General features: G+C 65.2%; 21 protein-coding genes, 1 tRNA gene and 3 pseudogenes. 13 read left to right on the forward strand and 12 right to left on the reverse strand.

The window, feature by feature from the left end; genetic code table 11:
• Positions 1 to 17: 17 nt before the first annotated feature.
• The 6 genes and pseudogenes from DRB17_RS20240 to DRB17_RS21005 all read right to left on the reverse strand — a co-directional run.
• Positions 18 to 191, reverse strand: coding sequence for a hypothetical protein (locus DRB17_RS20240; protein WP_153242376.1), 174 nt, complete (start codon positions 189 to 191; stop codon positions 18 to 20).
• 154 nt (positions 192 to 345) lie between these two features.
• Positions 346 to 1,548 carry a pyridoxal-phosphate-dependent aminotransferase family protein gene (locus DRB17_RS14320; protein ID WP_114582906.1) on the reverse strand — a complete coding sequence of 401 codons (1,203 nt, stop codon included), beginning with the start codon at positions 1,546 to 1,548 and terminating at the stop codon, positions 346 to 348.
• A 648-nt stretch (positions 1,549 to 2,196) separates the two neighbouring features.
• Positions 2,197 to 2,673 carry a potassium channel family protein gene (locus tag DRB17_RS14325; protein ID WP_206607904.1) on the reverse strand — a complete coding sequence of 159 codons (477 nt, stop codon included), beginning with the start codon at positions 2,671 to 2,673 and terminating at the stop codon, positions 2,197 to 2,199.
• Positions 2,674 to 2,746: 73 nt separating this feature from the next.
• A complete protein-coding gene (locus DRB17_RS14330) occupies positions 2,747 to 3,478 on the reverse strand; it encodes a ZIP family metal transporter (protein ID WP_206607905.1) in 732 nt (243 codons plus the stop codon).
• Positions 3,479 to 3,512: 34 nt separating this feature from the next.
• A complete protein-coding gene (locus tag DRB17_RS20910; protein ID WP_114582908.1) occupies positions 3,513 to 4,790 on the reverse strand; it encodes a F0F1 ATP synthase subunit gamma in 1,278 nt (425 codons plus the stop codon).
• 238 nt (positions 4,791 to 5,028) lie between these two features.
• Positions 5,029 to 5,531, reverse strand: a pseudogene (locus DRB17_RS21005) (IS6 family transposase); the annotation flags it as partial.
• A gap of 218 nt (positions 5,532 to 5,749) precedes the next feature.
• Between DRB17_RS21005 and DRB17_RS14345 the strand changes: the two are divergent.
• The 5 genes from DRB17_RS14345 to DRB17_RS14365 all read left to right on the forward strand — a co-directional run bounded on the left by DRB17_RS14345 (position 5,750) and on the right by DRB17_RS14365 (position 11,112).
• Positions 5,750 to 6,688 carry an ABC transporter permease gene (locus DRB17_RS14345; protein WP_114582910.1) on the forward strand — a complete coding sequence of 313 codons (939 nt, stop codon included), beginning with the start codon at positions 5,750 to 5,752 and terminating at the stop codon, positions 6,686 to 6,688.
• Positions 6,688 to 7,548, forward strand: a complete 861-nt coding sequence (locus DRB17_RS14350) for an ABC transporter permease (RefSeq protein ID WP_114582911.1) — start codon at positions 6,688 to 6,690, stop codon at positions 7,546 to 7,548. Before DRB17_RS14345 ends, DRB17_RS14350 begins: the two co-directional genes overlap by 1 nt.
• A gap of 4 nt (positions 7,549 to 7,552) precedes the next feature.
• The gene (locus DRB17_RS14355) at positions 7,553 to 8,536 is read left to right on the forward strand and encodes an ABC transporter ATP-binding protein (RefSeq protein WP_114582912.1); all 984 of its coding nucleotides are present in this window, start codon (positions 7,553 to 7,555) and stop codon (positions 8,534 to 8,536) included.
• On the forward strand, positions 8,533 to 9,528 hold the full coding sequence (locus tag DRB17_RS14360; RefSeq protein WP_241503844.1) for an ABC transporter ATP-binding protein: 996 nt from the start codon (positions 8,533 to 8,535) through the stop codon (positions 9,526 to 9,528). The genes DRB17_RS14355 and DRB17_RS14360 overlap by 4 nt, the downstream gene beginning before the upstream one ends.
• Positions 9,529 to 9,594: 66 nt before the next feature.
• The gene (locus tag DRB17_RS14365) at positions 9,595 to 11,112 is read left to right on the forward strand and encodes an ABC transporter substrate-binding protein (RefSeq protein WP_161958836.1); all 1,518 of its coding nucleotides are present in this window, start codon (positions 9,595 to 9,597) and stop codon (positions 11,110 to 11,112) included.
• A 54-nt stretch (positions 11,113 to 11,166) separates the two neighbouring features.
• Here DRB17_RS14365 and DRB17_RS14370 read toward each other — a convergent pair whose 3' ends face one another.
• Together DRB17_RS14370 and DRB17_RS14375 are read right to left on the reverse strand one after the other, a co-directional pair.
• A complete protein-coding gene (locus tag DRB17_RS14370) occupies positions 11,167 to 12,522 on the reverse strand; it encodes an amidase (protein ID WP_114582915.1) in 1,356 nt (451 codons plus the stop codon).
• Positions 12,515 to 12,706 (reverse strand): hypothetical protein, encoded by a 192-nt coding sequence (locus DRB17_RS14375; RefSeq protein WP_114582916.1) that lies wholly within the window; start codon positions 12,704 to 12,706, stop codon positions 12,515 to 12,517. Before DRB17_RS14375 ends, DRB17_RS14370 begins: the two co-directional genes overlap by 8 nt.
• A 79-nt stretch (positions 12,707 to 12,785) precedes the next feature.
• Between DRB17_RS14375 and DRB17_RS14380 the strand changes: the two genes are divergently transcribed.
• Positions 12,786 to 13,670: a proline iminopeptidase-family hydrolase gene (locus DRB17_RS14380; protein WP_114582917.1), complete on the forward strand. Its 885-nt coding sequence runs from the start codon at positions 12,786 to 12,788 to the stop codon at positions 13,668 to 13,670.
• A 162-nt stretch (positions 13,671 to 13,832) separates the two neighbouring features.
• On the opposite strand, the pseudogene DRB17_RS21010 reads toward DRB17_RS14380, so the two are convergent.
• Both DRB17_RS21010 and DRB17_RS14390 read right to left on the reverse strand, forming a co-directional pair.
• Positions 13,833 to 14,530: pseudogene (locus tag DRB17_RS21010) on the reverse strand (IS6 family transposase).
• A gap of 224 nt (positions 14,531 to 14,754) precedes the next feature.
• Positions 14,755 to 14,845: transfer RNA gene (locus tag DRB17_RS14390), tRNA-Ser, on the reverse strand.
• 365 nt (positions 14,846 to 15,210) lie between these two features.
• Between DRB17_RS14390 and rplU the strand changes: the two are divergent.
• The 6 genes and pseudogenes from rplU to DRB17_RS14420 all read left to right on the forward strand — a co-directional run.
• Positions 15,211 to 15,516: pseudogene (gene rplU, locus DRB17_RS20745) on the forward strand (50S ribosomal protein L21); the annotation flags it as partial.
• Between the two features lie 247 nt (positions 15,517 to 15,763).
• Positions 15,764 to 16,021, forward strand: a complete 258-nt coding sequence (rpmA, locus tag DRB17_RS14400) for a 50S ribosomal protein L27 (protein WP_114582919.1) — start codon at positions 15,764 to 15,766, stop codon at positions 16,019 to 16,021.
• A 115-nt stretch (positions 16,022 to 16,136) separates the two neighbouring features.
• Entirely contained in the window at positions 16,137 to 17,180 is a 1,044-nt protein-coding gene (obgE, locus tag DRB17_RS14405) for a GTPase ObgE (RefSeq protein WP_114582920.1), read from the forward strand.
• A 74-nt stretch (positions 17,181 to 17,254) separates the two neighbouring features.
• Entirely contained in the window at positions 17,255 to 18,367 is a 1,113-nt protein-coding gene (gene proB / locus DRB17_RS14410) for a glutamate 5-kinase (protein ID WP_241503849.1), read from the forward strand.
• On the forward strand, positions 18,364 to 19,656 hold the full coding sequence (locus tag DRB17_RS14415; RefSeq protein ID WP_114582922.1) for a glutamate-5-semialdehyde dehydrogenase: 1,293 nt from the start codon (positions 18,364 to 18,366) through the stop codon (positions 19,654 to 19,656). The genes proB and DRB17_RS14415 overlap by 4 nt, the downstream gene beginning before the upstream one ends.
• A 501-nt stretch (positions 19,657 to 20,157) precedes the next feature.
• A complete protein-coding gene (locus DRB17_RS14420; protein ID WP_114582923.1) occupies positions 20,158 to 21,240 on the forward strand; it encodes a GGDEF domain-containing protein in 1,083 nt (360 codons plus the stop codon).
• Positions 21,241 to 21,265: 25 nt separating this feature from the next.
• Here the strand turns inward: DRB17_RS14420 and DRB17_RS14425 are convergent, their stop codons facing one another.
• A complete protein-coding gene (locus tag DRB17_RS14425; protein WP_114582924.1) occupies positions 21,266 to 22,054 on the reverse strand; it encodes an NAD(P)H-dependent oxidoreductase in 789 nt (262 codons plus the stop codon).
• Between the two features lie 101 nt (positions 22,055 to 22,155).
• On the opposite strand from DRB17_RS14425, the gene DRB17_RS14430 reads away from it, so the two are divergent.
• Positions 22,156 to 23,052 (forward strand): LysR family transcriptional regulator, encoded by an 897-nt coding sequence (locus DRB17_RS14430; RefSeq protein WP_114582925.1) that lies wholly within the window; start codon positions 22,156 to 22,158, stop codon positions 23,050 to 23,052.
• A gap of 18 nt (positions 23,053 to 23,070) precedes the next feature.
• Here DRB17_RS14430 and DRB17_RS14435 read toward each other — a convergent pair whose 3' ends face one another.
• On the reverse strand, positions 23,071 to 23,781 hold the full coding sequence (locus DRB17_RS14435; RefSeq protein WP_161958837.1) for a PAS domain-containing protein: 711 nt from the start codon (positions 23,779 to 23,781) through the stop codon (positions 23,071 to 23,073).
• Positions 23,782 to 23,848: the final 67 nt, after the last annotated feature.

A 23,848-nucleotide genomic window follows, 5' to 3' on the forward strand; every position in this document is an offset into this window, starting at 1 on the left:
CACCGCTTGGCGGCGTCCTATGAACCCGCCTCGATCCACTCGGCACCGGCACGCTCATAATAGAAGCCGTTCGCCAGGGGCGTCGCGCCCGCGAGGTCGCCTATCCGGGCGGCGGCCGCCACCGGCTCCAGGCTGCCGTCCAGAACACCGCGGTAGGCATCCGCGACGCCAAGGATCGCCTGGACGTCCACCCACCTGCGCGCCTTGGCGCCAACGCTGATCGTGTTCGGGGCCGCCGAGGGCTGCGAGCGCAGCCTCGCCGCCGGGCTGGCCGGCCCTCGGTTGAAAGTTGCGTGAATGACCCCCGCATCGAATACGGGCCGAAGGAGGGCGCCCCGGCCGGACCTAACGGCCGGCGTCGGCTGTTGCGGCGGCGCTCCCCCCTGCCCCGGTCAGCACGTCGAAAGCGGCCTGAACGCCACCCTTGCGATGGGGCACGCCCGCAAGGCTCAGCCCCATCTCCACACCCGACAGCGTCCCGGCGAGCATCAGATCGTTGAAGTCCCCCAGATGTCCGATGCGGAACACCCGGCCCTTCAGCTTGCCCAGCCCGGCGCCGAGCGACATGTCGAAGCGGTCCAGTACGGTCTTGCGGAAGGCGTCGGCGTCGTGACCTTCGGGCATGACGACGGCGGTGAGCGAGCCCGAGTATTCGCGCGGATTGCTGGCGAGGACCTCCAACCCCCAGGCCTCGACGGCAGCCCGGGTCGCGGCGGCATGGAGCTGGTGGCGGGCGAAGACGTTGTCGAGGCCTTCCTCCAACAGCATCGCCAGGGCCTCGCGCAGACCGTACAGCAGATTTGTGGCCGGCGTGTAGCCGAAGAAGCCGTTCTCGTTGGCGGCCAGGATGGGCCGCCAGTCCCAGTAGCTGCGCGGCAGGCGTGCACCTTCGGCGGCCTTCAGCGCCTTTTGGCTGATCGCGTTGAACGACAGCCCCGGCGGCAGCATCAGGCCCTTCTGCGAGCCGGCGACCGTGACGTCGACGCCCCAGTCGTCGTGGCGGTAGTCGATCGAGGCAAGCGAGGAGATCGTATCGACCATGAGCAGCGCCGGATGCCCCGCGTTGTCGATGGCCTTGCGGATTTCGCCGATGCGGCTGGTCACGCCGGTCGAGGTCTCGTTGTGGACGACGCAGACCGCTTTGACACTGCCTTCGGTGTCTTCGCGCAGGCGCTGGCCGATGGCCTCCGGATCGGCGCCGGTGCGCCAATCGCCGGAGATGAACTCGGGTTCCAGACCCAGGCGCTTCGCCATCTCGTGCCACAGGGCCGCAAAGTGCCCCGTCTCGAACATCAGCACGCGATCGCCGGGCGAAAGCGTATTGACCAGCGCCGCCTCCCAGGCGCCCGTGCCGGAGGCCGGGTAAATCACCACTGGACCAGCCGTTTTGAAGACCTTCCGTAGCCCCGGGAGGATCTGCCGCGTCAGTTCCGCGAAGTCCGGCCCGCGATGGTCGATCGTCGGATGATCGATTGCGCGCAGGACCCGGTCGGGAACGTTCGTCGGGCCGGGAATCTGCAGGAAATGCCGGCCGCTGCGGTGACTCATCCGAATTCCACTCCTTCTGTATTACGGTCGCCGAACGACGGCGTGCGTTCATTTTTACATATTCTATACCACATACATTTTGGCTTGGTTCGTCAACGGCGTGCCGGGCGCACGCCTGGGGCGATGACGAGAGGAGATCGCAGCCGCGGCAGGGCCCACTCGTGCCGCTGCGCTGTCTACGCCGCCAACCAATCGCGGGAACGCTGGCTCCAGGCGACGGAGGAGCACGAGGCGGTCCTGATCGCGCTGGAGGCGCTCGGACAGCCCGCACCTGTCGCGGCTGATGCGCGACGACCTTCGCAACAAACTCGGCATGGCCCGGCGCAGCGGCGCGATGTTGAACCGCAAATAGCGAGCTCGGACGGTCCAGGCGACGTCTCTACCGGGCCTGACAGTCGGACAAATGGCGGTGCAGGCAGTCTGATGCGAACCCATCTCCGGTGCGGCGGCCTGTCGAACAGCGAAAATACAGGGAAAATTGGTGCTATCTGGGGTTCAGGTACGTGTTACAAGCAGAATAAAGCTCATTTGTCTGTGGGTTACCGAGAAATTCCCTAAAATAGCGAACAGCGTATTCATTGAAGAAGAACAGGGAATGTCAGGTGCGGAACAGGCAATTCTCATGCACCGCGCCGTCCGTCCAGGCACCTATCCCAGAAACACTTTGCTCGGTGGATAGCCGACCCGTGCCTTCGCCCGAGTGGCCAAGAAGAAGCCCAGCGTCAGAGGCCCGACGCGGCCGATCTCCTGCTCGGGCTCGATCACCCGGTCCGCGCCGAGCTTCCTGAGGATGCGATGGTGAGTGCGGCTCATCGCCTTGACCCAGACGGTTGGCACGCCGATGAGCTTGACGTTCATCGTGCAGAGAATGTTCGCGTCGAGGTCCTCACCGATCGCGATTACCGCGACGTCGTAGTTACCGACCCCCGCCTCGCGCAGCGCCTCCTCATCGCGTCCGTCGGCGATCACGGCTTCCGTCAGCATCTCCGCAACATGGCTGACGTTTCGCTCGACTGTATCGATCCCAAGCACGTGGTTTCCGAAACGTGCCAGCTCCGAGGCCACCGTCGTGCCGAACGTGCCGAGGCCGATGACGGCGAAACTGCGATTCTTCTGTTCGGACATGGTCGTCTCCGAATTACAAACCAGCATTTCCGTAACTTGCGGGCGGGTCAGTTCGGCGCCCCTTGCCCCCTCTTCATCCAAGAAGCATTTGTCCCAGGAGGCCAAGCATGAAGCCTGCCACCGCGCCGAGCGCCGGCGCCCATCTCCGCGCAAGATGCGCCTGCGGCGCAATGTCCTCGAAGATCAGGTAAAGAATCCCACCCGCTGAAAACAGCATCATCGCGCCCAGGGCACCACTCGTTTGGCGCAGATAGATGAATCCGAACCACGCCGCGAGCGGCCCGAGCAGCGTCATCGCGCAAAACCCAGCGAGTATTTGTTTCGAGGACAGCGCGTCGCGCACACGAAGTTCGAGGTAGGCGTTGAACCCCTCCGGCAGGTTCTGCAGGGCAATCAAGCCGGCCAGCAGCAATCCCGCCTGCCAATCCGCCGCCAGCATGGTGCCGAGCGCGAGCGATTCCGGAACGAAGTCGAGCAGCATGGACATAAGCTGTGCGATGCCGCCGCCCCGCCGCTCGATCGTCCGGTCGATGAGAAAGAACGTGATTCCGCCCGCGCCGAAGGCGGCCAACGCCGGCCATGCGGACAGATAGCGCTGGCCTTCCGGCACCAGCACGAGCGCAACGGCTGCCAGAAGCGCGCCACCGCCGAAGGCGATGACGCCGTGGCGCAGTTCGCGTTCCAGCCACAACGGACGAATGCGCTCTATCCGCGCTAGGACTCCACCCAGCGGCATGAAGGCGCCGGCCAGCGTCGCGTAGAGCATCGCAGTCTCTAAATCGCTCATACTGACAACCGTATCCAAATATTTGGCGCATGCCCGTGAGCTCTGTTATCTCTCAACTGAGGACGTTCCCGGTGATGGCCTCATAGCCTGAGATGACGTCAAGGAACTCCGACGTGATCACGTCCTGCCGCTTCAGTCGATGAGCCACGTGCAGATCGTCGATTTTTTCGACAATGCTACGATCAACCGCCTGCATGGCGGCAAGACGCTCGGCATGCTCGGCTGTGTGCGACTGGATGACCGCAGTGAAGACACGCGCGAAGAGAAGCTGGCGGATCAGGCTGCTGAAAAGCGCCTCCGGAGGTCCGATGGGAACCGGCAAACGGCACGACGACCAAGTACGCCCGCGCAATGCGGTGAGCCAGCCAGGGTCGATCGGCAGGAGGCGGGCACGCACGGGCGTCATGCCGCCTCGCTCGCCGGGACGATGGTGAAACATTACGAGCCGACCGACACCTTCACTCTCCCGCCTGTGGTCGAGGCGGGTCAGCACGGTGCTGACCGTGTGCGCGAGCGTTTCCACCGTCGCAGGCACCTCTTCATGGGCAGCCGGCGGCTCGGCCTCGGCACGCCAACTCGCGTCAGCGCAGGCTCCAATCGTGAGCACGAGTCCCTCGGCAACGTCATCGCCGGTCGCAGCCAGGCTTTCCAGGGCGAAGGTTACCAGCCGATCCTTGAAGGCGCCACAGAGGCCGATTTCTGAGCCGACCAGCACGACCGCTGTGCGTCCGCCGTCCGAGGGAGGCAGCTCGGACCTCGCCAACCTTCTTGCCCTTCGACAATAACACCTCGGCCTCGCGCAGCTTGCCGATGATCTCCTCCGGGGAGCGCTTCCGTCGTGCCAGTTCCAATCTCCTCGAAAACCAGACGCTAACATATAGCGCCTGGAGCGGTTTGAAGGGGTCAGGCCAGTTGAGAGAATAGGCAGGGAGAGAGCACGCCGATCCAGCCCAACAGGACTGGCACAGTTCGGAGGTCTGACGGCGAACGGCGCAGTTTCTCGGGATTTTCGGCGCGATCCGACAGACGGAGAACGTTCGTCGGATGGAAAATGGCGGTGCAGGCAGTCTGGTGCGAACTGGTCTCCGCCCATTTTCCCTGTTATGCCCCGATTTACAGGGAATTTTGCCAATTTTTGCAGGGATCGTATCCATACCCGCCGAGAACTAGGCAGCGAAATCAGGACGTTAGCGGAGAATTGCCTGCGGGGAAGAACAGGGAATTTGCGGAAGGGAGCAGGGAACCAAAATCCGCTAACAGGGAAGCTGCGGCAGCAATCAGGGAACGCGCCTCGCATGCCCCTATCGGCCTGGGTTTCAGCACTAGTCATGTCAACGCTGCCTGAAATTTCAGCCTTTACATACAAAATGCAACGGGCGTGAATTCGAGCCTCAGGCTGCCCCCGCGTGTGCGGCGGAGCTGGTGGCTGTGAATCGGCAGCGAGTTTGACCCTGCTGAACCAAGCGAAATCAAGGCTCTACAACGCCGCTCGGCGCCCAGACCCCGCGCCGACTCACACCTTGACGGAGTGGCAGCAACTCGCCGCCTGATGCTGCAGTCGGCCAAGGCGGTTGGCGACCGCTTCTGATTCTCCTGACAGCGCCCTGTTCATGGCGCGCCGCGAGGTCCCAGTCGGCGAAGGCGGCACCGTAAGAGCGAAGCCTGTCCGTCGCGATCACCGTGAGGGCAAAGCCCTTCTTCTTGAGCAGCTTGCGCATCAGCTTTCGCGCCGCCGCCTTGTCACGACCACTTTGGACGAGGACTCCAGCACCTCCCCTTGATCATCGACAGCCCGCCACAGATACATGCGCTTGCCAGCGATCCGAACGACCATCTCGTCGAGATGCCAGTGTGGGCTGGGCCGATCACGGAGCTGCCGCAGGGGGCGTGCCGCCGCCGGTCCAAATTTCAGCACCCGCCGGCGGACCGTCTCGTAGCTCACCTCCACCCCGCGCGCGGCCAGCAGTTCTTCCACGTCGCGGTAGCTCAGCGTGAACCGGAGATAAAGTCAGACGGCATGCTGAATCACGGCAGGCGGGTATTGGTGGTGGGCATACGAGATTGGTGGCATGGCCGCACGCTATCGACTTCATCGGCGGCACACCACCTGTTCTCGTGACAAAGCCCATGCGATTCGCTTGGTTGAGAGCCCGCACCGTAATCCTGCCTGGGACAGGTCTGGCGCGGGGCAGCCGTGCGAATAGGCCAAGCCGTCCGAGCCTTGTCTCGACCGCAGTCAAACCTTAGGCTCGACCGGCCACGCGGAGGGCGCACCTTTCCAGGTCCGGCATGCATCGCTTCAAGTTCGTTCTTTACAGACCGATTCAGCTCCTCCCCGTCCTCATCGGGGTCAGCATCGTCACCTTCATCCTTGTTCAGCTGATTCCCGGCGATCCGGCGCGCATCCTCCTCGGCGCCAAGGCCACGCCTGAGGCAATCGCGGAGGTCCGAGAAAAATTCGGGCTCGATCAACCTCTTGTACTCCAGTACGTCCACTTCATGAAGAACCTGCTGCAGGGCGAGCTCGGCCGGTCCATCATCTATCGTGCGCCGGTGCTGAGCGTGGTGGAGCAGCGGGTTGCCCCCACATTGTTCCTGCTGATTTACGGGGTGGTGCTCTCCGTTCTTCTTGCGGTGCCGCTCGCGCTTGCCGCGGCCTGGCGCGCCGGCAGCAGTGTCGACCAAGCCGTACGCGTCTTCTCCACCGCCGGGATCGGGCTGCCGGCTTTCTGGCTGGGCATCATGCTGATGCTCTTGTTCTCGATCGAGCTGCGTCTTTTTCCGGTCTCGGGCTACGGCGAGGGAGCGCTGAGCCATCTGCATCACCTGTTCCTGCCGGCGCTGACCATCTCGATCGCTCTGGCGCCGGTGCTGGTCCGCAACCTCAGGGCGACGCTCCTGGCGCAGTTGGAGAGCGACTATGTCTCGGCAGAACGCGCCAAGGGGCTGCCCGAGCGGGCGATCTACCTCGGCCACGTGTTCCGCAACTCCCTCATCCCGACGGTCAACCTGCTTGGCGTCAACGTGAGCTGGCTCATCGGCGGCACGGTGGTCATCGAGTCCGTGTATTCCGTACCGGGCCTTGGACAGCTGATGGTGTCCTCGATCTTCGGCCGGGACTATCTGGTGGTTCAGGCCGTCACGCTGATGTTCGCGATCGGCGTGATCCTCGTGAACTTCTTCGTGGACATCGTCACCGTGGCCCTCGATCCCAGGGTCGAGATGTAATGGCTGTCAGTGAGTTGCATACGCCCCGGCGCCTGGCGAAACTCCATGAACGCCTGGGCGAACCGCCTCGCCTCGTCTACATCGGTGCCGCGGCGGTCGCTTTCTGGTTCGTTGTGGCGGTCTTCGCGCCCTTCATCGCCCCCTACGACCCGATCGCGCAGGATCTCAGGACGACGCTCAGCCCGCCAAGCTGGGCCCACCCGCTCGGTACGGACAACTTCGGCCGCGACGTCCTCTCCCGCATCATCTTCGGCACGCGGCTCGATCTGGAGATGGGGATTCTCGGCGTGCTGTTCCCCTTTCTCATCGGCATCACACTGGGCGCTTTCGCGGGCTATTTCGGTGGCATTGTCGACACCCTCCTGATGCGGCTGCTCGACGTCACGATCGCCTTTCCCTATTTCGTCCTCGTCATTGCCATCATCGCGATCCTGGGACCCGGCGTCTCCAGCTTCTACATCTCGGTCGCGCTCGTCGGCTGGGTCTCCTACGCCCGGCTCGTGCGCGCCGAGATGCTGGTCCTGCGCGAACAGGACTACGTCATGGCTTGCCGCGCCCTCGGCTTTGGCCACCTCCGGACCATGCTGCGACACATGCTGCCCAACGCCATCATTCCCGCCGTGGTGTTCTCGATGACCGATGTCGTCATCGTCATTCTCCTGGGCTCCTCGTTGTCGTATCTCGGACTCGGGGCGCAGCCGCCCACGCCGGAGTGGGGCGTGATGGTGGCGGACGGCCAGAACTTCATCACCCGGGCCTGGTGGATCACCTTCTTCCCCGGCGTGGCGATCGTCCTCGCTGCCCTGTCCTTCAGCCTGTTCGCGGACGGGCTCGCCGAATGGCTCGGTGTCCAGGAGTGATGGGATGACGCTGTTGGACGTAGCCGGGCTGCGGACGGAATTTGCGACCCCCACCCGGGCGGTCGCGGCCGTGGACGGGCTGAGCTTTCAGCTCCGGCCCGGTGAGATTCTGGGGCTGGTGGGGGAAAGCGGGTCGGGCAAGACCGTGGCTTGCCGCTCTCTGCTGCGCCTGCTGCCGTCGCGGCGCGCGCGAATCGCCGCGGGCACGGTGATGTTCGAGAACCGTGACCTGATGCGGCTCAGCGAAGCCGAGATGCGGGTGGTCAGGGGCCGCGACATCGCGATGATCTTCCAGAATCCCGCAAGCCACCTCGATCCCGTGTTCACCGTGGGCGACCTGATCGCCGAGCCGTTGATCTGGCATTTCGGCGAGAGCCGCCGTGCCGCCCGGAAGCGCGCCGTCGAGCTTCTGCGCCAGGTTGGCATTCCCGATCCCGCCGGCCAGATCGAGCGCTATCCCCACCAGTTCAGCGGCGGCATGAAGCAGCGCGTGATGATTGCGGCCGCGCTTGCCTGCGAGCCGAAGATCCTGCTCGCCGACGAGCCCACGACGGCGCTCGACGTCACGGTCCAGGCCCAGATCCTCCGGCTGCTTCTCGATCTCAGGGATCGCACCGGGCTCGCCATCGTGCTGGTCACCCATGACATCGGTGTCGTCGCGGAGACCTGCGACAGCGTCGTCGTGCTCTACAGCGGCCGAGTGATGGAGTGCGGGGGGACACAGGACGTGCTCACCCGACCGCGCCACCCCTATACCCGGGGTCTTTTGGACTCCTTGCCCACAACCGCGGCCCGTGGCGCGGAACTCCCGTCGATCAGCGGCTACCCGCCGCCTCTCGACCGGTTGCCGCAGGGCTGCCGTTTCCACCCCCGCTGCCGCTTCGCCATCGATCGGTGCCGGCGCGAGCCCATAGAACTGGAGACGGTGGACGACGGCCATGCCTCGGCATGCGTGCGTTGGCGCGAGGTCATGGAGGTTGGCCCGTGAACGATCTGCTCGTCGATGTCCGCGATCTCTCGGTGCGCTATACGCTGTCGCGGAGCTTCGCCGATCTCCTGCGGCGAAAGCCGGGCCGCGAGCTTGCCGCCGTGGATGGCGCCCATCTCGCCATCCGCAAGGGCGAGGCCGTGGGCCTGGTCGGTGAAAGCGGTTCCGGGAAAAGCTCGCTGGGGCGCGCGCTGCTGCGCCTGACGCCCGCCACCGGCGAGGTGCGATTTGACGGCACGGACGTTCTGCGCCAGGACCGCCGGAGCCTCCTGGCCTACCGCAAGCGCGCCCAGATGGTGTTCCAGGACCCGCTGGCCTCGCTCAACCCCCGTTTCAAGGTCGGCGAAGCCCTGGCGGAGGTGCTGCGCGTCCATCGGCTCACCCGCCGCGAGGAGATACCCGGGCGTGTGGCAGCACTCCTCGACACTGTGGGCCTCGATACCGAATTCGCCGACCGCCGGCCGCGGGGCCTGTCCGGCGGGCAATGCCAACGCGTCGGCATTGCCCGGGCGCTCGCGGTGGAGCCGGAATTTATCATCGCCGACGAGCCCGTGTCGGCGCTCGACCTCTCGATCCAGGCACAGATCCTCAACCTGTTCCTGCGCCTGCAACGTGAGATGCAGCTCACCATGCTGTTCATCTCGCACGACCTGGGCGTCGTGCATCACCTCTGCCAACGGGTCGCGGTGATGTATCTCGGCCGGATCGTGGAGGAAGGCCCCGCGGACGAGATTTTCTATCATCCGAAGCATCCCTACACCCAGAGCCTCGTGGAGGCGATGCCGCGGGTCGAGTTCCCAAAGGGCCGCCGTGAGCTGCCGCGGCTCGAGGGCGAGCCGCCAAGCCCGGCCGACAAGCCGCCAGGTTGTGCGTTCCACCCCCGCTGCCCGCACGTCATGGACGCCTGTCGCCAGGACCCCCCGCCATCGATCCGCCGGGTCGGCGCGGCGGCGACTGCCTGTCACCTCTATCCTGAGACCGAGAAGGCTTGACACGGACCGCGTCCGGGCGGTGCGATCATCGTATCCAGTCAATGGAATATGAGGGAGGCGATAATTATGCATTTCAAATGGCTGCTGCCGGCCGGCGCCGCGTTCGCGGCGGCATTCGGCGCCGCCTCGGCCTTTGCCGATGGCGGCACGCTCAAAATCGGTCGCGATCAGGATAGTAATACCCTGGACCCGATCTTCACCATTGAGAATGCCGACATCTGGGTTCTAAACAACATGAACGCCAAGCTCGTCGAGGTGAACGAGGACATGACCGGGGTCGCCCCCGACCTCGCCAAGAGCTGGGACATTTCCGAGGACAAGACGACCTATACCTTCCACCTTCGCGAGGGACTCAAGTTTTCGGACGGCTCGGCGCTGACGGCGAGCGACGTCGAATTCTCGCTGGAGCGGCTGCGCGACGAGAAGGAGTCGGTTCTACGCTCGATGTTCCAGGTGATGGAGGACGTAAAGGCCCCGGACGAGCACACCGTAGTGATCGAACTCGAGCATCCCTCCGCACCCTTCCTCTCGGCGCTCGCGGTGTTCTCCGCCTCGATCCTGCCGGAAGACGTGGTAAAGGAGCGCGGGGATGACTTCGGGACGAACCCCGTCGGCGCCGGCGCATTCAAGTTCAAGACCTGGGAGCGTGGGAACAGGATCGTCCTGGAAAAGAATCCGCACTATCACAAGGACGGTCAGCCCAAGGTCGACGAGGTTCAATGGCTCGTCGAGGCGAACGACAATACACGCATCCTGAAGCTGCAGGCCGGCGAGATCGACGCCGCAATCTTCATCCCGTTCAGCCGGGTCGAGGGACTGCAGAACGATCCCAACGTCCAGGTCCATCTCGACCCGTCGAGCCGCGAGGACCATGTGCTCATCAATCACGAGCACCCGCCGCTTGACAACGTGAAGGTCCGCCGGGCGCTCTATCACGCCATCGACCGCGAAGGGATCATCGACGCGGTGCTGTTCGGCCACGGAACCGTCGCGACGAGCTTTGTGCCGAAGGGGCAGATGTTCCACAATCCGGACACGCCCACCTATGACTATGATCCCGACAAGGCCCGCCAGCTCCTTGACGAGGCCGGTGTCGAGGACCTCACGCTCGAGATCATCACCGCCGCCGGAAACGAGACCCAGCAGCAGACCGCGGTGCTGCTTCAAAACATGCTCAAGCAGGTCGGCATCGAGCTCAACATCGTGAAGCAGGAGCCCGGCCAGACCTGGGATACCATCGTCCAGGGCGAATATGATCTATCCCTGAACTACTGGACGAACGACATTATCGATCCGGACCAGAAGGCGACCTTCTCCGTCTATGGCGAGAACGACGCCAAGTCCTATTACACCCGCTATCATAACCCGGAAGTGGCCAAGCTCGTCGAGAAGGGGCGCACGGTCCTGGATGCGGAGAAGCGGCGTGACATCTATTACAAGATCCAGGAAATGGCGAAGAAGGATGTCCACTGGATCGATCTCTACTACAGCCCGTTCCGGAACGCCTCGCACCAGTACGTCGAGAACTTCCACCAGACACCAATGGGCCGCTTCACTCTTGAAATGACAGAAATCAACAAGTAGCGGGAATCGGGCAACCCCGAGGGCGGCGCCGTCCATGTCGACGGCGCCGCTTTGCTATCGCGCCGCCGAACCCTCGCACGCCGTCGGACGCAGTGGCGGGAAGATCGTCTCGAGCGCGGCGCCAATAGCAAGAAGCTCACCGTCGAAATCCGGTGGTGCCGCCAACTGGAAGCCGACCGGCATGCCATTCTCGCCGAGGCCGCAGGGGAGTGTCAGCGCGGGTAGCCCTGTCAAATTGTACGGGGCAATGTAACGCATCTCCGCCGCGCCCACGGGATCGTCGAGCGGCGGGTTCTCCGTGGGCGCTGTCCAGGGCACGGTCGGCGATACCAATGCGTCCGCCTCCTCGAGCAGCTCCCGCAACTGTCGACCAATATGCCGGCGATAGCGCTGGGCGCGGACGTGGGCCGTCGCGGGCAGCGCGAACCCGGTTTCGAGCTGAACCCGGGTCTGCTCGGCGAAGTCTTCCGCTCGGGCGGCAAGCCGTTCGGCATGTACGACGCTTGCCTCCGGCGCCATCACATGCGTCAGCGCATCGTCGGCGTGCGCCAGGTCGGGAACGCTGACGCGCCGGATCACGGCGCCCCGGCTGGAAAGTACGCTTAGTGCCTCTTCGAAAGCATGGCCGACGTCTTCCTGCAAGTCCGTGTCTTCGGCGTGCTCCCGGATGACAGCGAGGCGCAGGCCCTCAAGGTCGCGAGGGATCGGGCGGACATCTCGAGTTGCCATGAGCGAAAGCAAACACGCGGCATCCGCGCATGTCCGCGCGATCGGTCCGGCGTGATCCAGGGACCACGAAAGCGGCTGGACGCCACCCAGCGGCACGAGCCCGTAAGTCGGTTTCAGGCCGACGACGCCGCAGTACGCGGCCGGTATCCGGATCGAGCCGCCGCTGTCAGTACCGGTCGCCCCCCAGACCTGCCCCGCCGCCACGGCCGCAGCCGAGCCGCCGCTCGAGCCGCCGGCGGTTTGCGACGTGTTCCATGGATTGAAGGTTTGGCCGACCGCCGGGTGGGCAATTCCGTAGCCGTATTCCAGGCAGTTCGTCTTGCCCATCAGCACGGCACCAGCCGCCCGCAGTCGCCCGACCAGCGTGGCGTCCCTGCCAGCAAGCGCCTCAGGAGAGATTGACGATCCAAAGGTGGTGGGCTGACCGCGAACGTCCATCAGATCCTTGATGGCGACCGGCACGCCGTGCAGGGGGCCGCGATCGCAGCCGGCTTCGAGTTCCCGCCCCAGTTGCTCGGCCGTGGCGAGGGCCGCCTCCGCGTCGCGCGTGATCCAGGCGTTCAGCGCCGGCTCGACCGCGGCAATCCGCTCGAAGCATCCGCGAACCACCTCGACCGGCGCGCGATGGCCGTTGCGATAGGCACGGCCGAGGGCAGCAATCGAGTCGTTCGCCTCATGCATCCGGCACGTCTCCGCCCCATGGCGGCCCCGCGGCCCCGGCGTCGCCCATGTCGAGCCGGGCCAGAGCGAAAGCGCCCCGTAGCGCATCCGAGACGAAGGGGGCCACGCGCTCGCCTCGTGTCCTGTCGAGCTCAAGGCCCCCGATGGCTGCAAGTCGGCACGCCGTCTCGCCGTCGATTTCCACGCCGCGTCTCCACTTGCTTGATTGACCGCTGGCGCCTCGTCATTCTCTCCCGATATCGTATCAGATCGGGGGGAATATAATGGCGGCATTCGACAGGCCGGATCAAACGCAACGGGTCGAGGTGGACGGTCATGAGGTCGTGACCTATGCCTGGGGAACGGGCGGTGAAGCCGTGTTCCTGCTCAGTGGTGGGCCGGGCCTGCCGTGTCGCTACCTTGTCGAACCCCATCTGCGTCTGGTCGACCGGGGCTACCGCGTGGTCAGCTACGATCAACTCGGCACGGGCGCCTCCGACAGGCCGTCCGATCCCTCTCTCTGGCACATCGAACGGTACGCGCGGGAGGTGGAGACCGTTCGCAAGGCCCTGGGCCTCGATCGCTTTCATCTGATCGGTCATAGCTGGGGCGGCTGGCTCGGCATCGAATATGCGGTGACCTTCCCCGATGCGCTCGCCAGCTTCGTGATCGCCGACAGCGCCGGCGATATCCCGCACCTCGTCTCGGAACTCAACCGGCTGCGATCCGCCCTGGGCCCGGAAACCGTCCGCATGATGCAGCAGCGCGAGGCCGAGTGCACGATCGAGCACGAGGAATACAAGGCCGCGATTACGCTGCTCGACTATCGCCATGTGTGTCGCCTCGAGACGTGGCCGAGACCGCTGATACGGTCGATCGAGGAATGGAACAAGGCGCCGTACGAGACCGTTCAAGGGCCGAATGAATTTCTCTACACGGGCAACCTCAAGGATTGGAACCGGCTCGACGAGATGAAGCGGATCGATCGGCCCTGCCTTGTCGTTGTTGGCGCCTATGACGAACTGACGCCCGCCTGTGCGCTGCGCATGCATAAGGCGCTTCCGAACTCGGAGATTGCGGTCTTTGCGAACAGTTCGCACACCCCGTTTTACGAAGAGCCGGATGCATATTTTTCGCGAATAGAAAAATTTCTCGCTGAACAGAAATAGGATGAGCCGTGAGGGCACTGTCAGGGGAATGTGAGCAGACCAGGCTAAGATCGCATAGGCGACTGGGTTAGGCGGCGAGTTGCCGCCATTCCGCCAAGGCGGCAGACCGGTGCTGTCAAGACGATGCGAGCTGATCTTCGAATGGCAGGTTCGCGCCCGGCTTCAGGCGGCAAGCTGCTGCCATTCAGCGAGGGCAGCTGAGCGGCTTGCGTTGAAAATCGTCCGGCTGGTCAGATAGCGGTCGTGATTGAAGTGGTTGTGGACGGCGGCATGGACGGAGGCGCATTTCTGGAGCGTGGCGGATTTTCGAAACCGGGCCAGCGCCCGTTCGCGTCGTCGGAACGGCTGATGCGAATTCTCGGCACGGTTGTTCCGCCAGCGGCCACAGTCCTGGCGGCCAGCGTTGCCAATCTCCTTCATCGCGGCGCCGTAGGACCGCAACCGATCGGTCACGATCCGCCGCGGCCGGCCGTAGCGCTTCATCGTAGTTTCAGGAAAGCCTTAGCCGCCCGGCCGTCACGGCGCTTGGTCATGAAGACCTCCAGGACCTCACCTTCATGGTCAACCGCCCGCCAGAGATAACGCCTCTCGCCGTTGATCCGCACGAACACCTCGTCCATGTGCCAGCGCCACTGGATATAGCTGCGGTGGCACCCGGCCCGCTTCTTTCGGAGCTCGGAGGCGAACATGGGCCCGAAGCGGTTCCACCACTGCCGGATGGTCTCGTGGGTCACGTCGATCCCGCGCTCGAACAGCAGGTCCTCGACGTTGCGCAGCGAAAGCGGATATCGGACGTACATCAGCACCGCCGCGCGGATCACCTCGGGCGAGGTCTTGAAGTAGCGAAACGAATTGGCCATGCGGTAGGCTACCCAGCCCCATGACCACCTCTCAAGCTTTTCCTCTGACAGCGCCGTCTCACTCGCTTGCGGAGAAAACGGACGGGCACAGTACGGAGAAATCAGCGTTCCAGGCTTCTCCGGTTCGGTCCGTCACGGAGATGCGCGCAAAAGCCCGCGGAATGCGGGGACCCGTACCGAGGGTTCGAATCTCTTTCGAAAAATGAATTAAAACAAGAACTTAATGGCGGAGGGGGTGGGATTCGAACCCACGGTAGGGGGTTACCCTACAGCGGTTTTCGAGACCGCCGCCTTCGACCACTCGGCCACCCCTCCGTTGCGGGCGCGCTTCCTAGCATCTGGTTCGGTTTTGTGCAACGGCTACCGACATGGAACGTCGAGAATATCCTCGGGGCCGTGAAAGCCGTCGTTCCCCCGGCCGCAGGGCATTGACAGGCCGTCCCGGCACGTTATAGTCCGCGCCCTGTTCCCGCGGGCCGTCGTTGGGCGGTGCTGCGGGCCTCTTGCTGTTCGGGGCGACCTCATCGCCCCTGGCCGGCAGGGAACTCAGGACAACCGACTGCGACTGACGCAGGGCCGACGGATCGCGGTGCCGCAAGCACCTTGGAATGCGACGGACAGCCCGGCACAGTCGCGCGAATGAACCGAAACCGTCAGGCCGGAACGCCGAGAAGAAGACCATGTTCGCAGTCATCAAAACGGGCGGCAAGCAGTACCGGGTCGCCAAGGACGATATGGTCACCGTGGAACGCGTGGCCGAAGAGGCCGGCAGCACGGTGAACCTCGATCAGGTGCTGATGGTCGGCGCCGAGGGCGCGGCCCCGAAGGTCGGTGCGCCGACCGTCGAGGGCGCCAGCGTCGCCGCCGAGATCGTGGAGCACACCCGCGGCCCGAAGATCCGCGTCTTCAAGAAGAAGCGCCGCAAGAACTACCGTCGCACCGCCGGCCATCGTCAGGACCTGACGGTGCTCCGCGTCACCGACATCCAGGTGGACGGCAAGTCCTCCGCCGGCGACTCCGGCGAGACGGCCACCAAAAAGCCAGCCAGCCGTAACGCGCAGAAGAAGGCGACGCAGGCCGCCGTGACCCGGCAGTCCAGGGCGAAGTCCACGACCGCCAAGCAGCGCAACGCCGGCACGGCAAGCCAGACCGAGCGCAAGGCCGCGGCGGCGAATAACCGGAAGGCCCGCGGCAAGCAGGCCGAGAACGACGAGTAGGTAGGAGCACCACGCCATGGCGCATAAAAAGGCAGGCGGTAGCTCGCGCAACGGCCGCGATACGATCGGCAAGCGGCTGGGCGTGAAGAAGTTCGGCGGCGAGCGGGTGATCCCCGGCAACATCCTCATCCGCCAGCGCGGCACCAAGTGGCATCCCGGCGACAACGTCGGCATGGGCAAGGACTACACCATTTTCGCCAAGACCGAAGGTACGGTGCAGTTCCGTAAGACCACCGGCGGACGAACCGTTATTTCGGTGGTGCCGCAGGAGTAGGCACAGCCTCCGAACCGCGCATCCAGACACGGATCGGGGGGAATGGCATGCCATTCCCCCCTTTTCGTTTCGCCGTAACAGACACCAAACGCACAAGACATTCGCGCGCCGCGCCATGAAGTTCCTCGACGAGGCCAAGATATATCTGAAGGCCGGTAACGGCGGGAATGGCTGCGTGTCCTTCCGGCGCGAGAAGTACATCGAGTTCGGCGGCCCCGACGGCGGCGACGGCGGCAACGGCGGCGATGTCGTCTTCGAGGCGGTGGACGACCTCAACACGCTGATCGACTTCCGCTATCACCAGCACTTCAAGGCGGAAAACGGCGAGCACGGGCGCGGGCGGAACCAGACCGGCGCCAGCGGCGACGATCTCGTCGTCAAGGTGCCCGTCGGCACCCAGGTCCTGGACGAGGACAAGGAAACGCTGCTGGCCGACCTGACGGAACCGGGCGAGCGCGCGATCCTGGCCCATGGCGGCAACGGCGGATTCGGCAACACCCGTTTCAAGTCCTCCACCAACCAGGCACCGCGCCAGGCGAAGCCCGGCCTTGTGGGCGAGGAGCGCCGGGTGTGGCTGCGCCTCAAGCTGCTGGCCGACGCCGGGCTGGTCGGACTGCCCAATGCTGGCAAATCCACCTTCCTATCGGCCGTGTCGCGGGCGCGTCCGAAGGTGGCGGACTATCCCTTCACGACGCTCTATCCGCACCTTGGCATGATCGACCATCACGGCGAGCGCTTCGTGCTGGCCGACATCCCCGGCGTGATCGAGGGCGCGCACGAGGGCCATGGTCTCGGCGACCGCTTCCTAGGGCACGTCGAGCGTTGCGCGGTCCTGCTGCATCTCGTCGACGTGACGCAGGACGACGTCGCCGCCGCCTATCGCCAAGTGCGCGACGAGATCCTCGCCTACGGCCACGGCCTGGCCGACAAGCCGGAGCTTGTGGCCGTCAGCAAGATCGACGCCTTCCCGCAGGAACTGGTGGACGAGCAGGCGGAGGCTCTCGCAACGGCGGCCGGCAAGCCCGTCCTGCAGGTTTCCGCCGTCAGTGGCGCGGGCACGGACGAGGTCATCGGCGCCCTGCTCGACCATGTCCTGGCGGCACGCCAGGAGCGCCGGGTCGCGCATGCCGTTGGCGAAAGCGGGGACTGGCAGCCATGAGCGGCCCCTTCGACGCAGGGCGGAACCTGGCCGAGTTAGCGGCGAGCGAGGCGTGGACCCCCAACCTTGGGGCCATGCGGCGCATCGTCGTGAAGATCGGCTCGGCCCTCCTGGTCGACGAAGCCAGCGGCGCCATCCGACGCGGCTGGCTGAATGCGCTGGCCGACGACGTCGCTGATCTGCGGGCACGCGGGGTGGAAGTCGTGCTGGTGTCCTCGGGCGCCATCGCCGTCGGGCGGCGCCGGCTGGGCCTGACCCGCCGCACCATCCGGCTGGAGGAAAAGCAGGCAGCCGCGGCGACCGGGCAGCTTCGCCTTGCCCACGCCTATCAGGAAACGCTGGCGCGGCACGACATCACGGTGGCCCAGGTGCTCGTGACCCTGGACGACACCGAGGAACGCCGACGCCACCTGAACGCGCGTGCCACGGTCAACGCCTTGCTCCGCCTGGGCGCGGTTCCGGTCATCAACGAGAACGACACGGTGGCCACGAGCGAGATCCGATTCGGCGACAATGACCGCCTGGCCGCACGGGTGGCCGCGATGATCGACGCCGAGGCGCTGGTCCTGCTCTCCGACATCGACGGCCTCTATACCAGCGACCCGAAGCGCGACCCCGACGCGGCCCTGATACCGAGGGTCGACGCGATCACGCCGGAGATCGAGGCGATGGGCGGCGACGCCCCACCGGGCTATTCCTCCGGCGGCATGGTGACCAAGCTGGCGGCGGCCCGCATCGCGCTTGCCGCCGGCAGCCACATGGCCATCGCCCAGGGCCGGGCCAAGCACCCGCTGGCCCGCATGCAGGAAAGCGGCCGCTGCACCTGGTTCGTCTCGCAGGTCGAGCCGCAGACGGCGCGCAAGCGCTGGATCGGCGGGTCGCTGAACCCGGCCGGCGCGATCACCGTCGATGCCGGGGCGCTCAAGGCACTGCGCGCCGGGAAATCACTGCTGCCCGCCGGGGTGACGCAGGTTGAAGGCGGCTTTCAGCGCGGCGACCTTGTTATCGTCCGCGCGCCCGACGGGCACGAAGTGGCGCGCGGGCTGGCCGCCTATGGCGGCGAGGATGCGCGCCTGATTCGCGGTCATAACTCGAAAGACATCGAGGCCGTGCTGGGTTATCGTGGCCGCGAGGAACTGATCCACCGGGACGATCTGGTAGTCACCGAGGAGGGGAAGAGACGATGAGCGCCGCCCCCGCACAGCAGAGCGCGAACGCCGGACGGCTTTATCATGAGATGATCGAGCTTGGCGAAACCGCGCGGGCCGCCTCCCACGCGCTTGCCGTCGCCGACGGCGCAGCCAAGGACAAGGCCCTGAAAGGGGCAGCGGCAGCGCTGCGCCGGCGGACGGACGAGGTCCTCGACGCCAATGCGAAGGACGTCGAGGGCGCCCGGAGCCGCGATTTGAGCGCGGCACTGCTGGACCGGCTGGAACTGAGCGAGCAGCGGATCGAGGCGATGGCCGCCGGGCTGGAGGCGATCGCCGAGCTGCCGGATCCGGTGGGCCGCACGCTGGCGGAATGGGAACGCCCCAACGGCCTGAAGATCGCCCGCGTTGCCGTGCCCATCGGCGTAATCGGCATCATCTACGAAAGCCGCCCCAACGTTACCGCCGATGCGGCCGGCCTGTGCCTGAAATCCGGCAACGCCGCGATTCTGCGCGGCGGCTCGGAGAGCTATCATTCCGCCGCGGTCATCGTGGACTGCGTGCGGGATGGCCTGGCCGCCGCCGGCCTGCCCGAGGCCTGCGTGCAGCGGGTGCCGACGACCGACCGCGACGCCGTCGGGCTGATGCTTGGCATGGACAAGCACATCGACGTCATCGTCCCGCGCGGCGGGAAGAGCCTGATCCAGCGGGTCCGCGAGGAAAGCCGCATGCCCGTGCTGGCCCACCTGGAGGGCATCAACCATACCTACGTCCAGGCGTCCATCGACCCCGAGCTGGCGCGCCGTGTGGTGTTCAACGCCAAGATGCGGCGCCCCGGCATCTGCGGGGCCACGGAGAAGCTGCTGGTCGACCGCGCCGCGCTCACGACCCACCTGCCCGGCATCGTGGACGACCTGCTTGCCGCCGGCTGCGAGCTGCGCGGCGACGAATCCGTCTGCGGGGCCGAGCAGCGGATGCTGCCGGCGCGCCCGGAGGACTGGGACATGGAGTACCTGGCACCGATCCTGGCGGTCAAGATGGTGGACGGCGTGAACGACGCCATCGCCCACATCAACCGCCACGGCTCGGGCCATACCGAGGCCATCCTGACCGGCGACACCGCGGCTGCCGAGAAGTTCTGCGGCGAGGTCGATGCGGCCATCGTGATGGTCAACGCCTCGACCCAGTTCGCCGACGGCGGCGAGTTCGGCATGGGCGCGGAGATCGGCATCGCGACCGGCAAGATGCCGCCGCGCGGCCCGGTCGGGGCGGCCGAGCTGACCAGCTACAAGTACGTCGTCCACGGCAGCGGTCAGACGCGTCCCTGACGGACGGCCGCCGTTATCCACGGCTCGCCGCCGCACACGCACGTAGTCGCCGGCCATACGGCCGCATTCCATGCAATCGGGACAAGAAACCCCCGCGCCCATTTAGGGAGCGGGACGCGGGGGCGTAGGCACTAGGCTAAGGCACGGACCATTGCAGTCCGCCTGCCCCGCATGCAATCGGGTGTAGTGGGGTTGCGGGGCAAGATCGACTTGAGCATACCACTATCGTTCGGGGTAGCAGCAAAATGCGCGCGCTCTGTGACATTTTTGGTCAACATCCCCGTCGATGTCCGCGCATTGAATGATCTATTTCCGTTTCCTGCCATAATGCGGCCGCCACTGTCCGCTTAATACTGCATTCGCGTACTGGAATGGCGGGCCGACCGCAGCGTGTGTCCGGGCTGTCCTCCTAACCAAATCATAACCAATATCGGCTTGCATGGGCGCCGGGTCCCTGGCGGAAAGGGACGGCCTGCCGTCCCGCGGCGGAAGGGTGTGCCAATGCAGCAAGCCGAAAATATGAAGCGCTCGCGAGAATATAGCGCAGCCGCGTTTGAGCGGATGGAGGCGCTGGATATCCCGCCGACACCCGAGAACTACACGGTGTGGTACGCTTACGCCGCGGGCCAGAACCCTGACTTAAACAAGGCGCTGGACGTTCTGATCTCCAACAACTCCCCGTTCACCGCCGAGCGGAACCTGGAAATCTACGAACGCTTCTTCGCCATGGACGCCGACCTGGAATACATCCAGGAAACCGGCCGGAAGCTGGAAGAGGAGATGGGGCGCATCGTCTCCGTCCTTGGCGAAGCCGGCAAGGATACCAACGCCTACGGCCGCAAGATGGCGGATCTTTCCGGCGCGCTTTCCGACGGCAAGACGTTGGAGAACGTGCAGACCACCGTGCGCGCGATGCTTCAGGAAACGCGCGCCATCATGGCCAAGAACCAGCACCTGGAGCACAGGCTGGAAAAGTCCACGCGCGAAGTGACCAGCCTGCGTGCAGACCTGGAGAGCGTGCGCCGCGACGCCGTGACCGACTCCCTTACCGGCATCGCCAATCGAAAGCTCTTCGATCAGCGCCTGCGCGAAGCCGGCGCCGCGGCCATGGAGCACGGCCACGAGGTCAGCGTGGTCCTGGCCGACATCGACCACTTCAAGCAGTTCAACGACCGCTTCGGCCACCACGTCGGCGACGAAGTCCTGAAACTGGTCGCCGCGCACCTGCGCAACCATACCAAGGGGCGCGACACTTCGGCACGCTATGGCGGCGAGGAGTTTGCCCTGATCCTGCCGGAAACCGCCCTCGTCGACGCCGTCACCCTTATCGACCGCATTCGCGACAAGTTGGCCAGCCACACGCTAACCAGCCGCAAGAGCGACATGCGTTATGGCAAGGTTACGATCTCGGCGGGCGTGGCCCGGTACCGGCTTGGCGAATCGCTTGAAACGCTGCTGGAGCGCGCCGACACCGCGCTCTATGCCGCGAAGGGAGCCGGACGGAACCGCGTATTGTCCGAAAGCGATCTGGAGGCCGGCGTTACCCCACCCCTCCAACAGCGCGAGGCGGTCCCGCTTCGCTGATCGGGACCGCGCCCGGCGAGCATCGCTATTGCCGTGCCCCGCCCTCCTGCTGTGACATGAACCGAAGCGCGGCTTCGGCGCTCCTGCCTTCGGGCTTCGGGCGGCCAATCTCGTCCCAATCGTTCCAGCCAGGGAACGGAAGCGGCCGCGTGTTCTCCGCATTTTCCAACCGGCTGGCCCATTCCGCCTTCTGCCGCTCAAGCTGCTGCTTGAAACTGTCCTCATCCATATTGCCGAAACCGTGCCCCTGAATGGCGAAGGCGATGAACGGCGGCAGTACGTCGAAGCCCATGTAATAAAGCGAGAACTGGATCGGCCAGAGAAGAAGCTCGATATCGCCGCCACGGCCGTTCGGCTCGAAGGTCTCCGCCGGCGCGCCGGTCGTCACCGAGCAGATCGCCCGCTTGCCGCGGAAGTAACCCTGATCGTAGCGCATGCTGCTTGTGTACAGCCCGCCGCTGACGAACACCCGGTCGAACCAGCCCTTCAGGATAGCCGGCTGCGCGTGCCACCAAAGCGGGAACTGGAACACCACGAGATCGGCGCGCTCCAGCCGCGCGATCTCGCGGTGGACATCGCCGGGAAGCGTGCCCGTCTGGCAGGCATTGCGCTGCTCGGCGAGGGGCGAGAAGCAATCGACGTTCACCCGGTTGTCGTAGTGCTCGGGCTTTTCCGCCGGGTCGAACCCTTCGGCATAGAGGTCGGAGACTTCGACGCTATGACCCTGCCGCTTCAAAGTATCCACCGCGACATTCTTAAGTGTCGCGTTGAATGAAGTCGGTTCGGGATGGGCATGTACAACCAAAACGTGCATAAGTTCCAGCTCCTTTGTAATATCGTCTATTGCTATGAATCGGGATAATCTATTCAATTATCCGTCACAATTAGACACAGCCGACAATTTCGTTTGCACGAATGAACAGACAACTGGCTTGGGACGACTTGCGGCTGATCCTGGCCGTCGCGGTCGAAGGCACGCTTTCGGGCGCGGGACGCCGGCTGGGGCTGAGCCATGCGACGGTGTTCCGCCATCTTGGCGAGATCGAGGAGCGCCTGGGCGCCAAGCTGTTCGACCGGGGGCGCAAGGGTTACACCCCCACCGCCGCCGGCGAGGAGGCCGCCGCGGCAGCCCGGCGGATCGAGAGCGAGGTCCTGGACGTGGAGCGGCGCTTCGCCGGGCAGGACCTGCGGCCGTCTGGGACCGTCAGGCTGACGACGACCGATACGCTGCTGGCGGGGCTGCTGTCGCCGATCCTCCGCGATTTCCGCAAGGCGCACAGCGATATCCGCGTCGAGATCTCGGTTTCGAACCAGCTTTTCAGCCTGACGAGGCGCGAGGCCGACGTGGCGATACGGCCCTCCCCGTCACCGCCGGAAACCCTGGTCGGCCGGCGCATCGGCACCATCGCGCAGGCAATCTACGGCCGCGATGACCTCTGCCCGGCGGATGGTGGCGAGATAGACATCCACGCCAAGGAATGGATCGGCCCGGACGAAGGCATGGCCTACGCGTCGCTTGAGAGATGGATGGCCGATCAGGGGCTGGACGCGCGCTGCCGGTATCGCGTGGACACGCTCTTCGGGATGTTCGCCGCCGTAAGGGACGGCGCCGGGCTGGCGGTTCTGCCCTGCTACCTCGGTGACAGCGACAAGCGGCTGGTCCGCATTGGCGGGACGATCCCTTCGTTGGCGACGGACCTGTGGCTGTTGACCCATCCGGATCTTCGCAAAACGGCCCGCATCCGCGCCCTGCTGGATTTCATCGCGGACGCCATGAAATGCCATCGCGCGCAACTTGCCGGAACGGTGTGAAGGATACCCGCCCGCGGTTCAGCCACAAGGCGGCGCATCGCCCGCTGCGTCGCCGCTGCCGGCCGCATCGCGGCAGATACCGCGTGCGCCGTGCCATACACCATCGATGTCTCGCACCGGCGTGGCGCTTGCCACGACCGCCACCAGCGATCCGTCGGCATGGCGCAGGCGAAGAGCGATCTCGTTGACCGCCTCCGCCGCCTGGAACACCCGGTCGACCGGCCCGTCCACGACGCACTCCGCCGCCCGGCGGTGCAGCAGACCATCCGCGGAATACCCCAGACCACCCCGCGGCGAGATAAAGACGAAACGGCCATCCGCGTCGGTCTCCCAGGCAAAGTCCCGCGATAGCAGGCCGACGATGTCCTTGTAGCGCTCGTGGGAATCGACGAGCGCGCGACGCAGATGGCGGTCCAGTGTGATATCGCGGCCCAGCACGAGGGCCGCCGCGCCATCGCCCCAGGGCAGAACCGTCAGGTCGAGGGCGCGCCTATGCCTCTTCCGGTCATCGGCGGACGGCAGGAAAAGCGGGTTGATCTGGGCCGCGCGGCCGGACAGGGCGGTATCGATTGCGGTGCGCAGCTCGTCCGATGGCGCCGCCTTGATAATTTGCGAAAGCTCTTCCGCCGCCGCGTTGGCCGCCAGGACAAGCCGATTCGGGCCAATGACGATCGCCGGACCGGTATAGTTCGCGAACGGCCCGCCCAGCGCGAACAGGCTGAGGTCCAATCTGCGGTTGCCATCCACCCAACCGGAAGGGGCCGAAGATGGGGAAGAGGTGTTCGTCATCGCCTTC

Source organism: Ferruginivarius sediminum, from assembly GCF_003344765.1.
GTDB lineage: Bacteria > Pseudomonadota > Alphaproteobacteria > Kiloniellales > Rhodovibrionaceae > Ferruginivarius > Ferruginivarius sediminum.

What these genes read in the sequence shown, in the direction of transcription:
- DRB17_RS14320 (WP_114582906.1), bottom strand. Translation starts at nt 1,548, where the DNA reads ATGAGTCACCGCAGCGGCCGGCATTTCCTGCAGATTCCCGGCCCGACG.
- DRB17_RS14325 (WP_206607904.1), bottom strand. Translation starts at nt 2,673, where the DNA reads ATGTCCGAACAGAAGAATCGCAGTTTCGCCGTCATCGGCCTCGGCACG.
- DRB17_RS20910 (WP_114582908.1), bottom strand. Translation starts at nt 4,790, where the DNA reads ATGACTAGTGCTGAAACCCAGGCCGATAGGGGCATGCGAGGCGCGTTC.
- DRB17_RS14345 (WP_114582910.1), top strand. Translation starts at nt 5,750, where the DNA reads ATGCATCGCTTCAAGTTCGTTCTTTACAGACCGATTCAGCTCCTCCCC.
- DRB17_RS14350 (WP_114582911.1), top strand. Translation starts at nt 6,688, where the DNA reads ATGGCTGTCAGTGAGTTGCATACGCCCCGGCGCCTGGCGAAACTCCAT.
- DRB17_RS14355 (WP_114582912.1), top strand. Translation starts at nt 7,553, where the DNA reads ATGACGCTGTTGGACGTAGCCGGGCTGCGGACGGAATTTGCGACCCCC.
- DRB17_RS14365 (WP_161958836.1), top strand. Translation starts at nt 9,595, where the DNA reads ATGCATTTCAAATGGCTGCTGCCGGCCGGCGCCGCGTTCGCGGCGGCA.
- DRB17_RS14370 (WP_114582915.1), bottom strand. Translation starts at nt 12,522, where the DNA reads ATGCATGAGGCGAACGACTCGATTGCTGCCCTCGGCCGTGCCTATCGC.
- DRB17_RS14380 (WP_114582917.1), top strand. Translation starts at nt 12,786, where the DNA reads ATGGCGGCATTCGACAGGCCGGATCAAACGCAACGGGTCGAGGTGGAC.
- rpmA (WP_114582919.1), top strand. Translation starts at nt 15,764, where the DNA reads ATGGCGCATAAAAAGGCAGGCGGTAGCTCGCGCAACGGCCGCGATACG.
- obgE (WP_114582920.1), top strand. Translation starts at nt 16,137, where the DNA reads ATGAAGTTCCTCGACGAGGCCAAGATATATCTGAAGGCCGGTAACGGC.
- proB (WP_241503849.1), top strand. Translation starts at nt 17,255, where the DNA reads ATGCGGCGCATCGTCGTGAAGATCGGCTCGGCCCTCCTGGTCGACGAA.
- DRB17_RS14415 (WP_114582922.1), top strand. Translation starts at nt 18,364, where the DNA reads ATGAGCGCCGCCCCCGCACAGCAGAGCGCGAACGCCGGACGGCTTTAT.
- DRB17_RS14420 (WP_114582923.1), top strand. Translation starts at nt 20,158, where the DNA reads ATGCAGCAAGCCGAAAATATGAAGCGCTCGCGAGAATATAGCGCAGCC.
- DRB17_RS14425 (WP_114582924.1), bottom strand. Translation starts at nt 22,054, where the DNA reads ATGCACGTTTTGGTTGTACATGCCCATCCCGAACCGACTTCATTCAAC.
- DRB17_RS14430 (WP_114582925.1), top strand. Translation starts at nt 22,156, where the DNA reads ATGAACAGACAACTGGCTTGGGACGACTTGCGGCTGATCCTGGCCGTC.